General features: G+C 62.9%; 5 protein-coding genes. 3 read left to right on the plus strand and 2 right to left on the minus strand.

What is annotated here, in order from left to right:
- Positions 1-262: 262 nt before the first annotated feature.
- On the minus strand, positions 263-886 hold the full coding sequence (locus tag GE107_RS15145) for a pyridoxamine 5'-phosphate oxidase family protein (RefSeq protein WP_219640809.1): 624 nt from the start codon (positions 884-886) through the stop codon (positions 263-265).
- A 121-nt stretch (positions 887-1,007) separates the two neighbouring features.
- On the opposite strand from GE107_RS15145, the gene pdxR reads away from it, so the two are divergent.
- Both pdxR and GE107_RS15155 read left to right on the plus strand, forming a co-directional pair.
- Positions 1,008-2,552, plus strand: a complete 1,545-nt coding sequence (gene pdxR / locus GE107_RS15150; protein WP_219640810.1) for a MocR-like pyridoxine biosynthesis transcription factor PdxR — start codon at positions 1,008-1,010, stop codon at positions 2,550-2,552.
- 6 nt (positions 2,553-2,558) lie between these two features.
- Complete coding sequence (locus tag GE107_RS15155) at positions 2,559-3,350, plus strand: helix-turn-helix domain-containing protein (protein WP_219640884.1); 792 nt, start codon at positions 2,559-2,561, stop codon at positions 3,348-3,350.
- A 557-nt stretch (positions 3,351-3,907) separates the two neighbouring features.
- On the opposite strand, the gene asd is transcribed toward GE107_RS15155, so the two are convergent.
- Positions 3,908-4,696 (minus strand): archaetidylserine decarboxylase, encoded by a 789-nt coding sequence (gene asd / locus GE107_RS15160; RefSeq protein WP_219640811.1) that lies wholly within the window; start codon positions 4,694-4,696, stop codon positions 3,908-3,910.
- A 153-nt stretch (positions 4,697-4,849) separates the two neighbouring features.
- Here asd and GE107_RS15165 point away from each other — a divergent pair, with 153 nt between their 5' ends.
- On the plus strand, positions 4,850-12,604 hold the full coding sequence (locus tag GE107_RS15165; protein ID WP_219640812.1) for a WIAG-tail domain: 7,755 nt from the start codon (positions 4,850-4,852) through the stop codon (positions 12,602-12,604).
- The last annotated feature ends 450 nt before the right edge of the window (positions 12,605-13,054 follow it).

Below are 13,054 nucleotides of genomic sequence, written 5' to 3' on the forward strand. Positions count from 1 at the left end.
CGCAGCCGTTTGGACATCATCATCTAGAATGAATAAGATGCACCCTTATCCATTTCCAGCTGATCTCCGCAAAGCTTCTCCGACGTTCAAGGACGCCGAAGGCGTTTTTGCTTGTTAGGTGATATTATACACGAACGCAACATCACCGTCACCGCCAACGACGGCAAAACGCGGAAATATCCGAACAAGACCTGATTGAGGCGGCCGAGCCGTTCGTTTTTTGCGGCCCACCCGATACGCGTCCACCTTTCAAAGCTAGCAATCAGCAATGGCCGCGAGGTTTCCCTGCCATTTCCCGCACCCGATCCGCCGTTTCCGCATCTCCGGGCAGCCCGCGCTGCGCCAGTCCTTCCAGCACGCCTACCCGTCTTTTTTCGTTCATGTTCTGGCCGAACTTGAATTTGCCCGTGACCGACTCCGGATCGAGCCGAAGCACAGCCACGCCCTTGAGCTGCGGAACGTACCGGGGGTCCCGCGGATCGATCGGCGCGTGGCCTCCTTCCGGCTGCATGGCCGACATCAGCGCGCCCAGCGCGTCCGCTTTCTCTTCGGGGTCCTCCACTTGGGAGACGATGCCCCGGATGCGGACGGAACGGAAAAACACGGTGGCCGGACAAGCCATGACCGGATCCGAAAAATAAGAAGGGATAAACGCATGGGCTTCATATACCACGAACTCCGCACGCGGGTCTGCAGCCAGTCCGCTCATCTTCTCGCCCATTTTGCTGCCGTGGAAATAGATCGCATCCGCATGGAACACGAAGTTCAGCGGAACCGCCTTCGGCCAGCCGTCCGTCCCCGCGAACGTGAGGACTCCGTCGTGCTTCTCCTTCAGGAACGCTTCGATTTCCTCCCGATCCTCCATTTCGAATTCTTTTCTGCGCATGCTTCGTTCCTCCTCGTAGGATTGACGATCGATATTGAGGAACAGTGTACGTCTTTCGTTGACAGCCGAAAAGATCCAATTTAGAGTAAAAATAATGGTCCAATGAAAGGGGGGAGTCGGCATGACCTTGCCGATCGCTTACGCCGCCAAGCTGGCCGAGTGCGGGAGCAAGCATATGGCGTTGTATCAGGCGCTTCGGGACGCGATCGCCGACGGGCTGCTGCCGCAGGGCGAGCGCCTGCCTTCGACGCGGAAGCTGGCTTCCGTTTACGGCTTGTCGAGGGGAAGCGTCAGCCTCGCGTATGAAATGCTCGCCGCGGAGGGGTACGTGCGTGCCGGCGTCGGTCAAGGCACTTTCGTCGCGGGACCGGCGGAAGACGGCAAGGCGATGCGGCCTGGCAAGGAGGCCGGGCAAGCCGAAGCCGCCGAGCTCCGGTTAACGCAATGGGGCAAACGGATCGCCGGTGCAAGGTCGTCCGGCCAGCCTCGATCAGCCGCCGAAGCGCCGGACGATGGACAAGCCGGGTCCTCCGGCCCCGCAGCCGTGAGCTTCATTCCGCAAAACATCGGAGCGAGGTGGTTCCCCTGGGCGGAATGGCGCTCCGTCGTTTCTTCCTGTTGGAAAAGCGGCGTACGCGGACCGGAAGAGAAGACGCCTGCGGCTGCAGGCAGTCCGGAGCTTCGGAGAGCCATTGCGGGAAGGCTGCGCCGGGAACGGGGAATCCGCTGCGAGGCGGACGATATCGTGATCACCGGAGGCTCGATGCAGGCGATCGCGCTCCTCGCTCAGCTGCTGCTTGAGGAAGGCCGAACGGCGGTGGCTGAAAATCCGGGATACGCGGGCATCCGCCGGGCGGTTCTCGCGACGGGAGCGCGGCTCGTGACGGAAGAGGCGGACGAGGGAGGCATCGTGCCTCGGGACTGGGACGCCGACGTGCTGTTCGTGACGCCTGCCCGCCAATTTCCGACCGGGGCGGTGCTCGCCTACGAGCGAAGGTTGGCGCTGCTCGGCTGGGCTTCCCGGCGGGGAGCCTGGATCGTGGAGGACGACTACGACAGCGATTTCCGCTGGGGAGGCAGGCCGATCGAGCCGCTGAAGGCGTTGGACCGAGAGCGGCGGGTCGTCTATATCGGCACGTTCTCCCGTTCGATGAGAACCGAGGTCCGGATCGGTTACGCGGTCGTACCGGCCGCGCTGCGGGAAGCGTTCATCGCCGCCAAGACGCTGTACGAACCCTATCCGACGGGCGTTACCGAACAGCGGGCGCTGGCCGAATGGATGGCGCAAGGCGGGTATGACCGGCATATGCGGCGGATGAGGAGGATTTACGGCAAACTTGAGGGAACGCTGCGCTCGGAGCTGGAAACGCACCTGGGCCATTGTTTCCGGGTGCTTCCTTCGGACGCGGGCCTGCATCTATATGCGTTGTGGCGGCGGGATCCGTTACAATATGAGCAGTTGAAGCGGGTTTGCCGGGCCCGAGGCGTCGAATGGAAGGACGGGGCGGATTACGAAGCCGGGACGGCCGGTACCCGGGGCGCCACCTCCGTACGTCCGCCGTCAGCGCTCTTCGGGTTCGCCCACATGGATGAGGAACGGATTCGGGAAGGAATCGGAAGGATCGGGCAGGCGGCCGCCGAGCTCGGATTCCGCGGAGAGGAGTAAAGGATGATGCTGAACGCGGCGCCGTCGTCGTTCGTGCTGCTGCCTTCGTTCGCCAAAATCGTGTGCGAGCCGGGCTGGAAGTGGCAGAAACGCGAGAAGCCGATGCAGAACTACGATTTATTTTACGTGTGGAGCGGAGAAGGGGAGGTCGTCCTGAACGGCGCCGCTTATCCCGTGGGGGCGGGGAGCTGCTTCCTCTTCCGTCCGGGGGACCATCCGACCGCCACGCATCATCCCCAGAAGCCCCTCGTCCTGACGTATATCCATTTCGACGTCTCGGAGCCTGTAAGGGACGTGCCGGATTCGTACCGCGTGCTGGGGCTGGGGGACCGGATCGATTTCGAGTTCCTGCTCGCCAGGTACGTACGGTTGTTCCTCGTCCGTACCTATGCCGCGGAGGAGGAAGCCCGGCTCATCCTGAAGCAGCTGATGATCCACCTGCTCCGGCACGACCGGGAGGAGCCGGTGGAGCGCAAGGCCAGCAACCAACTGACGGAGAGCATCCACGAGGTGGCCAACTACATCCGCCAGCATCCCGGCACCGCGCACCGGGTGGACGACCTGGCGGCGAGAGCCGGGCTGTCGCCCCGGTATTTCTCGATCAAGTTCAAGGAACTGATCGGCATGTCCGTGCAGACCTACATGATCCGGACCCGAATCGAGCGCGCCCAGCATCTGCTCCTGCACGCCGGGATGAACGTGACGGAGGTCGCGGACGCGCTCGGGTACCGGGACATCTTCTTTTTCAGCCGCCAGTTCAAGCAGTACACGGGCAAGAGTCCGTCGGAAATCCGCTGACCGCGTAAGGTAAATAGAAACGCCCGCCATCCTTCGGACCGGAAGGAAGCGGGCGTTTGCGTTTATATTCGGGTTTGGTCGGTTGGAGCGGTGCGGCAGCGTTACGCCGCCACGTCGTATTAGGCTCAAATACTCGACTCAACGAGGCGAGCTTAACGTGCGGGCATGGAGGTGCGGGGGATGAGGTAAGCTTGCGAGGCGAGCTTACCGTGCGGGCATGGTGGTGCGGGGGATGAGATAAGCTTGCGAGGCAAGCTTAACGTGCGGGCACGGAGGTGCGGGGGATGAGATAAGCTTGCGAGGCGAGCTTAACGTGCGGGCACGGAGGTGCGGGGGATGATGCAAAAGGGTCTGTTTACCAAAGTAAAGTCCAAGTTCGACTCCCGCGCCTTCGCTTGGGCTGCGCACTTAAACTGAACGAAAACGTATTAATTTTCCATCATCCCGGTGGATAAATTGCCTTCACAGACTTCTTGACGGTACCGCCTCAAGGGAATCTAACTTGATGGCAGCGTCTTGCATCCTGCCCACACACTAATCTTCCACATTGGCGTTCCTCACTTCGAAATCAGCGTGCCGAGCCGTTCCCCCATCCTTACGGTGTCCCCCGTTTTCAAGTCCGCGCGCGGTTCCAGCGTCCCGTCTTCGGTAAGCAGCACAACCGTGGAGCCGAATTCGAAATAGGCAAGCTCGTCGCCGCGGGCCAGCACCTTCGGCATCGGTTCGACGTATCGGATGCTGCTGACGTTGAGGGCGCCGACCTTCACGACGGCCAACTCGCCGTCCCCGTGCCGGATATAGGTTACGAGCCGTTCGTTGCGGGAGAGTACGCGGCGCATGAAGGTCAGGCCGAATTCGTTTACCGGGTACACGCGGCCGGGCACGTGTTCCGTCTCCACGATGTCCCCGTCGCAGGGGGCGTGGATGCGATGGTAATCGGTCGGGCTCAAATACAAGACCCAGTAATGGCCGTTCCGGTAGTGCGCGATCCGGGGCGAACCGTTCAGAAGCTCGTCCAGCGTGTAGTCCTGCCCCTTGATTTGGAGCAGAAGGCCGTCCCGGACCGGGCCGCAGGCGGTGATTCTGGCATCCACCGGACTGACCAGCGAGCCGGAGGCGGGATCGACCGTCCGGCTGCCCGGCTTCAGACGCCGGGTGAAGAACTCGTTCAGGGAGCGGTATTCCTCCAGCTTCTTCTCCGCTTCCCAGGTGGCAATCCCGTACGTTTCCGCGAAGCGCCGGATGAAGCGGCGGCTGTAGGCCGATTTGGCCAACGCGCCGGTGATTTTCGAAACGAATTTGCGCGAGGAAAGCTCCGTCATCGCGCGCAGCAGTCGGCGTTTCATGAGGCCGGCCACTCCTTTGTTCCCGTCGTCATTTACATTTGCTAAGTGTGCCATAAGACCGGACAAAGTGCAACCGAAACGCCCAACCTCGTGACGTGCCCATAGGTGAATGCATATGATACTCCAGACTCGATTACGGGGAAGGAGAGGGACATGAGAAAGGACAAACCGAAAAGACCGCCCAAAAGCCGAAAGCCGCTCTATTATGTCGATAATCCGAACAAACTCGAACTCCAATGGCTGGACGATATACACAAAAACGAGACGAAGCCGGTCACGGTGCTCGGGTCGGCGGCTTCGGCGGAATCGGCCCATGCGGCGAAAGGGACGGAATCGTCCGAACGCCAGGCGGGGCGGCGAGCGGATTCGAAGAAGAGGGCGCAAGGGAAACCCGGCGCCAAAACGGGATCGGGGGTATGGAGAACAGCGTCTCCGCCTGCGGCTTCCGCGCAGAGAGAAGCTGCCGAGCCGAGGTCCGCACGCAAGACCGGCGAGCACGTCTCCGCGCCGGAGGAACCCGATCGGATCGCGAAAGTCGTCAAATCCGCGGATTCCTCCCTAGAGGACGAATCATCACCGGACGAAGCGGCCGCGCAGGATTTGGGCTGGATCGAGGCGGAAGAGGATGCCGAGCCGGATCTCGAGGCGGATCCGGAGCAACCGGACGCCGACAAGGGGGCGTCCGGCCATGCGGAGGGCATCATCCCGATGGCCGCGGAAGTCCGGCACGCCAGGCTCGAAGAGAAACGTCTCCCGGCCAAGCCGGCGCCGATCGTCTACACGGACGATTTGGCCGACGGAGCGGTCACGGGAGACAAAATCGCGCCGTTCACCGTCGGTTCGAGGCAGCTAGCGGCAGGCTCGGTGGGGACAGACGCGTTGTCCGACTTCGCGGTGACCGCGATCAAGCTGGCGGACGGCTCCGTGACTTCCACCAAGCTGGCTCCGGAATCCGTCACGGGCGAGCATCTGACCAAAAACGCCATTTCCGGACAGAAAATCAGGGACCGTTCCATAACGTCCGAGAAGCTCAAGGACGGCAGCGTTACTTCGGAAAAATTGGCGGACCGGACGATCAGCTCGGATAAAATCGCGGAAGGCTCGATTTCCGCAAAGCATCTGAGCCTTTCTCTCATTACTTCGGAGCTGCTGCAGGACCAGGCGGTAACCTCGGACAAAATCCGCAGCGCCTCGATCCGCAGCGAGCACTTGGCCAATGAAAGCATCGACACGTCGAAGCTGGCGGACGGAGCCGTTACGCCGTCCAAGCTGAGGGAGTCGTCGGTGACGGGGGATATCATCGCCCGCGGGGCCGTGGAATCGAAGCATTTGGCCGACGGCGTCATTCTGGCGGACCACGTTTCGATCGGCATTCTGCAGGGAAAGCATATCGCCCCGCGCGCGATCGGGGCGGAGCAGCTGGCCGAGGGAGCCGTCGGAAGCCAGCAACTGGCCGACCGTTCCGTTACGGGAAGCAAGCTCGCAAACGGATCCATCACAGCCGAACATCTGCGCCCCGAATCGGTCCAAGGCCGCCATCTCGCCGAAAAAGCCGTTGAACCGCGGCATTTGGCTGACGATTCGGTAACGGCTTCGAAGCTCGCGGACCAATCCGTCACGACGATGAAGCTGGTCGATCACGCCGTCACGTCGACCAAAATCGCCGATCAAAGCGTCGTATCCGGGAAGATCTCCGACGAAGCGGTACTGAGCCGGCACTTGGCGCGGGGGAGCGTTTCGTCCGAGAAGCTGGTCGACGGCGCCGTGGAAGCCCGGCATTTGGCTCCGAGGTCCATTGAGGGCCGGCACTTGGCCGACGGTACGGTCGGTGCCGTACACGTGCAGGAGGGCGCGATCGGTTCCTCCAAGCTCACCAAAGGAGCCGTCAGAACCGTACATCTGTCCGAGGCGGCGGTTGGAACCCCGCAAGTGGCGAAGCATGCCGTGACCGGCGAGAAGATCGCCGACAAGGCGGTCGAAAGCCGGCATATGGCGCCGGATTCGATCAAGACCGAGCATCTGGCCGCGGAGAGCGTGACGGCGGAGAAGCTTGCCGTAGGAGCGCTCAGGCCCCTCCATTTCGGAATCGAAACCGTTACGGGCGGCGCGCTGGCCCAGAAATCCGTGGACGGACGGCACGTGAAGCCGGGATCGATCGACCAGGAGCATCTGGCGCCCGGAGCGGTCAACGCCTCGACCCTGCAGGCGGAATCGGTCACCGATAAGGCCATTGCGCCCGGAGCCGTCGGAGAACGGCATCTCGGCGTTCGCTCGGTGCTGTCGCACCATTTGACGGACCATGTGATCACTTCGCTCAAGCTGTCGCCGGAATGCGTTTCGACCGACAAGCTGGCCGATTCGGCGGTGACCGCGGCCAAATTGGCGGACGGCAGCGTGACGGCCGCCAAGCTGGAGGATGGTTCGGTACGCACGTCTGCTTTGGCGGGAGGTGCCGTCACGTCGCGGATTATCGCCGAAGGCGCGGTGGGACCGGAGCATCTGCGTCCGCAGTCGGTCGGGGAAATCCACTTGGCGGACGGCAGCGTCGGCAAGAAGGCGCTGGCGGAAGAAGCCGTCACGACGAACGCGCTGGCGGCAGGGGCCGTCAAGGCGGAACAGCTGGCCGCGGAAGCGGTCGAAAGCCGGCACCTGTCCCCGCAGTCGGTCAACGACATCCATCTGGCGGAGAAAAGCGTGCTCGGCGTCCATATCGGCGACGGATCGATCCGGTCGGCCCATTTGAGCGCGGGCAGCGTGGAAAGCCGTCACTTGGCCGCCGGGGCGGTCGGGAGCGGACATTTGGCGGAAAACGCGGTCGGCGCGGATCATTTGAAGCCGCATTCGATCGGTTCGGAGCATTTGGGCGACGGGGTCGTGGGCAGCGACCACCTGGCCGACGGCATCATTGACGAGAGCAAGCTGGCGGACGGTTCGGTGACGGCGGCCAAACTGGCCGACGGATCGGTCACGCACGAGAAGCTCGAACCCGGCGGCGTGCGGAGCGCGCACTACGCGCTGGAAAGCATAAGCGGCAAACATTTGAAGCCGGAGTCGGTGCACGGATACCACCTGCGCAAGGGCACCGTCACGATGTCCCATTTGTCGGCGGATTTGTACGAATGGACCAAGAAGACCGACCGTCCGATCGGCTCCGACCGGTTGGAAGCCGGAGCCGTCGGTTCCGTGCATCTGCGCGACGGTTCCGTGGAGGGGAGCAAGCTGGCGGACGGGGCCGTGACCGAATCCAAGCTGGCCGAGTATTCCGTCGGCCGCGAGCATCTGCAGGATCAGGCGGTAGACGGCGGGAAAATCGCGAGAGAAGCGGTCGGCGCGGAGCATCTGGTTCCCGGATCGGTGCAGGAGACGCATTTGGCCGACGGCTCGGTCTCGGCGGCGAAGCTCGAATCTCCGCTTCGTGAGGCGATCGAACTCGCGGCGTCTCCGGTAACGGGCGAGCGGCTTGTCGACGGTTCGGTAACCGAAACGAAGCTCGCGTTCGGTTCCGTCGGCACCGCGCACTTGAAGGACCAGGCGGTCGACCGGGACAAAATCGCCGGCGGCGCGGTCGGCTCGGAGCAGCTCGCCTACGGCGCGGTGATGGAGGCCCATTTGGCGGACGGCAGCATTACGCTCGGAAAGCTCGACGCCGCACTTCAGGATGCGGTCGAAATCGCGGTCTCGCCCGTGGACGAGAGGAGGCTTGCCGACGGTTCGGTTACCGGGGCCAAGCTGGCGGTTTCCTCGGTCGGCACCGCGCATCTTCTGGACCAGTCCGTCGACGGCGATAAAATCGCGGTCGGCGCGATCAGTTCCGACCAGCTCGCATACGGCTCCGTGAAGGACGCCCATTTGGCGGAAGGAAGCGTGACGATCGGCAAGCTGGAGGCGGGATTGCTCGAGATGATCGAGTTCTCCATGGCTCCGGTGGGGGAAGAGCGGCTGGCGGACCGGTCCGTGACCGGCGAGAAGCTATCATTCGCTTCGGTTGACAGGGCGCAATTGAAGGATGGAGCCGTCGACGGCAGTAAAATCGCGAGGGAAGCGGTCGGGCCGGAGCAGCTCGGGAATGGCGCGGTGCAGGAAGGCCACCTCGCCGAAGGCAGCGTGACGGCCGGCAAGCTGGAAGCGAAGCTGCGGGAGACCATCGAAACGGCGGCGTCGCCGGTCGGAACGGAGCGGTTGGCCGACGGCTCGGTGACGGAGGAGAAGCTGGCATCCGGTTCCGTCGGCAGCGCGCACTTGCAAGCGGAAGCGGTGGACAGCGCCAAACTCGCACGCGGGGCGGTAGGGGCGGAGCAGCTTCAACCGGGCGCGGTGGCGGAAGATCACTTGGCGGAGGGCAGCGTGACGGCTGCCAAGCTGGAGGCGAGCCTGCGGGGATTCATCGAATCCGCGGCGGCACCGGTCGGAACGGAGCGGTTGGCCGACGGAGCCGTCACCTCCGGTAAGCTGGCTTACTTTACGGTAGGCAGGGCGCATCTGAAGGACGAAGTGGTCGACGGCTCCAAACTCGCGCGGGGTGCGGTCGGGCCGGAACAGCTCGGTTCCGGGGCCGTACGGGAGGAGCATTTGCAGGACGGCAGCGTGACGTTCGGGAAGCTCGATGACGCCCTTAGGGACACGATTCAAACGGCTTTGGCGCCGATCGGCGAAGAGAGGCTCGCCGACGGATCGGTTACCGGCGCCAAGCTGGCCATCTCTTCGGTGGGCAGCGTGCAGCTCCAAAACCAATCCGTCAACAGCGACAAACTGGCGGCTGGCGCAGTGAACGAAGCCCATTTGTCGGACGGCAGCGTGACGTTCGGCAAGCTGCAAACGGAATTGCGGGACATGATCACGTTCGGCATCGCACCGATTGGAGAAGGAAGGCTTGTCGAACGATCCGTAACCGGGGATAAGCTGGCGTTCGATTCGGTCGGCCGCGCGAATTTGCAGGATGAAGCGGTCGACGGCGGCAAAATCGCGAGGGGAGCGGTCGGTTCGGAGCAGCTTGGGGCGGGCGCGGTTCAGGAAGGCCATTTGGGGGACGGCAGCGTGACGGCCGGCAAGCTGGAGGCGGAATTGAGGGAGCTTCTTGAAATCGCGGCGGCGCCGATCGGAGCGGAGAGATTGACCGATGGGGCGGTCTCGGCGGAAAAGCTGGCTTATGATTCGGTCGGCCGGGAGCACCTGAGGGATCACGCGGTCGACGGCGGCAAAATCGCGAGGGGAGCGATCGGTTCGGAGCAGCTTGGGGCGGGCGTTGTGAACGAAGCTCACCTTGCCTACGGAAGCGTGACGGTTGCCAAGCTGGAAGCTGGGCTAAGGGAGATCATCGAAATCGCGGCAGCGCCGATCTCATCGGAGAGGTTGACCGACGGGGCGGTTTCGGCGGAAAAGCTGGCTTATGATTCGGTCGGCCGGCAGCACTTGCAGGATCATGCGGTCGACGGGGGCAAAATCGCTTTCGGCGCGGTCGGCTCGGAGCAGCTCGGGATGGGCGCGGTGACGGAACATCACCTGGCGGACGGAAGCGTTACGGCAGCCAAGTTGAATCCCTCGCTGATCGAGACCATCGCGTTCGCGGCCGTGCCTCCGGAAGCCCGGTTGGGTGACGGCGCCGTGACGGCGGAGAAATTGGGAACAGGCGCGGTCGGAACCGGCCACCTCGCGGATCAATCCGTCACGGGCGAGAAAATCGCTTTCGGCGCGGTCGGCTCGGAGCAGATCGGCAAAGGCGCGATTGCGGAAGAGCATCTGGCCGATGGAAGCGTGACGGCCGGCAAGCTGGAGGCGGAATTGCGGGAGATTCTTGAAGCCGCGGCATCGCCGGTCGGAACGGAGCGATTGGCCGACAGGGCGGTTTCGGCGGAAAAGCTGGCTTATGATTCTGTCGGCGGGGAGCACCTGAGGGATCAAGCGATCGACGGCGGCAAAATCGCGCAGGGAGCGATCGGTCCGGAGCAGCTTGGCTTCGGCGCGGTGGCGGAAGCTCACCTGGCCGACGGCAGCGTGACCGCTCCCAAGCTGGGAGCCGACCTCTTGCAGGCCATTGCCGCAGGGGCGGCGCCGGTCGGCGCAGAACGGCTTCAGGCCGGCGCGGTCGGTTCGGATCAGCTGGCGGATCAATCCGTAACGGGAGACAAGATTGCAGGCGGCGCCGTCGGCTCGAAACAGTTGAGTCCAGGCGCGGTGACGGAAGAACATTTGGCCGGCGGCAGTGTCACGGCAGGCAAACTGGCGGCCGGCGCGGTCGGCGCCGAACACGTCGCGGACGGTTCCATCGCGAACCCGCACCTTGCGGACGGAAGCGTGACGGAAGCGAAGCTGGCGGACGGGAGCGTGACAGCCGGCAAGCTGGACGTTTCGTTACTCAGCGAACTGGAGCAGGCACTGTCCCCGATCACGGAGGACCGATTGGTCGACGGCGCGGTGACGGCAGCGAAGCTGGCGGACGGCAGCGTGACGGCGGGCAAGCTGGACGTATCGTTGCAAGGCGCGCTGGAGCAGGCTTTGTCTCCGATCGCGGAGGACCGGCTGGTCGACGGCGCGGTGACGGAAGCGAAGCTGGCGGACGGCAGCGTGACGGCGGGCAAGCTGGACGTATCGCTGCTTGGCGCACTGGAGCAGGCTTTGACTCCGATCGGGGGGGACCGACTGGTCGATGGCGCGGTGACGGAAGCGAAGCTGGCGGACGGCAGCGTGACGGCGGGCAAGCTGGATGTATCGTTGCAAGGCGCACTGCAGCAGGCCTTGACTCCGATCGCGGAGGACCGACTGGTCGATGGCGCGGTGACGGAAGCGAAGCTGGCGGACGCCAGCGTGACGGCCGGCAAGCTGGACGTTTCGCTGGTCAGCATGCTCGAGCAGGCAATATCCCCTGTTACGGAGGACCGATTGGTTGACGGCGCGGTGACGGAAGCGAAGCTGGCGGACGGCAGCATCAGCGAAGCCAAATTGGCGTATCGTTCGATTACGGAAGGAAAGCTGGCTTATGGCAGCGTAAGCGGTCCGAAAATAATCGACGGCGCGGTTACGGAGACGAAACTGGCGGATGGCAGCGTCAGTCGGCCGAAAATCGTGGACGGCGCGGTGGCGGAAGCGAAGCTGGCGGACGCTAGCGTAAGCACAGTGAAGATCGCCGACGGCGCGGTGTCGGAAGCGAAGCTGGCGGACGCTAGCGTAAGCGCAGAGAAGATCGCCGACGGCGCGGTGACGGAAGCGAAGCTGGCGGACGGCAGCGTGAGCGCAGAGAAGATCGCCGACGGCGCGGTGTCGGAAGCGAAGCTGGCGGACGGCAGCGTAAGCGTGGAGAAGCTGTCCGACGGAGTCAGGCAAATGTTGGCCCGGGCGGAGAAGGCTGCCGTCGAGGCGATCTCTTATGCCAGCGCTCCGATCTCGTTGGAACTGAAAGAGGAAAGCATCACCGGCAAGTATCTGGCGAACGGTTCCATTCATAGCGGAAAGCTGGCGCATGGGAGCGTCACGGCGGAGCACCTCGCCCATGAGAGCGTAACATCGGAGCACCTCGCGCTCGGCAGCGTGACGGCAGAGCACATCGCTGATGCAAGCGTGAAAGCCGAGCATCTCGCGCCTGGGAGTGTGACCTCCGAGCATCTCGCGGAAAGCAGCGTGAGAGCGGAGCATCTTGCGATTCTGCCGGTTGCCGCGCGGCAGTCGGGCGTCTCCCTCACTTACGGCAGCATCCCTTATGTCTTCCAGGGACCGATCGAATCCATCGAGGTCAACGTCGTATTCGACCATCCGTTTTCCGACGAATCCTATGTCCTGTTCGCCATGTCGGACCATCCTTCGTGCAGCTGCTTCCTGCGCACGAAACATAAACACGAAGCCGTCGTTCAGATCGTGCGGACGCGGCTCGGGCCTGATCCTCAAGGCACCATCCAATGGGTCGCCATCGGACAATAAAGCGAAAACCGGTTCATGCCGCGCGCATGGACCGGTTTTCCTTTCATTGGTGATTCAGAAAGTAGAGCCAGGAGTTCGGAGCATGTCCGAAGTCGCACGCATGAGCGTCGTACGTGTATCTGATTTCGGCAGGTCTCCGATCGGGGTGCCTCATGGGTCGGCTGTCCCACAGTCAAGACGATTAAAGGGAAAATCGCCCTCTATTTTTGCGTATTGGCCTCAAGCGTGTGATTAGAAGGAAAACCTCCCTTTAATTCCGGCTATATACCCTGAATTGAAGTTTTTCACCGATATTAGAGGGAGGTTTTCCATCTAAATATCCCAAATAATTAAAATGATTGGAATTAGAGGGAGGTTTTCCCTCTAAAGTTGTCCGGCGGGCGAATTGGCACACGGTTTCGAGAAACTGCCCTATCCGGAAGGTACCCCAGCAAAGGTACCCCAGCATCG

The organism is Cohnella sp. CFH 77786, assembly GCF_019400745.1.
Classification (GTDB): domain Bacteria; phylum Bacillota; class Bacilli; order Paenibacillales; family Paenibacillaceae; genus Cohnella.

Bases quoted from the DNA above. Each gene is read 5' to 3' on its own strand.
- GE107_RS15145 (WP_219640809.1), bottom strand. From the start codon at position 886: ATGCGCAGAAAAGAATTCGAAATGGAGGATCGGGAGGAAATCGAAGCG.
- pdxR (WP_219640810.1), top strand. From the start codon at position 1,008: ATGACCTTGCCGATCGCTTACGCCGCCAAGCTGGCCGAGTGCGGGAGC.
- GE107_RS15155 (WP_219640884.1), top strand. From the start codon at position 2,559: ATGCTGAACGCGGCGCCGTCGTCGTTCGTGCTGCTGCCTTCGTTCGCC.
- asd (WP_219640811.1), bottom strand. From the start codon at position 4,696: ATGAAACGCCGACTGCTGCGCGCGATGACGGAGCTTTCCTCGCGCAAA.
- GE107_RS15165 (WP_219640812.1), top strand. From the start codon at position 4,850: ATGAGAAAGGACAAACCGAAAAGACCGCCCAAAAGCCGAAAGCCGCTC.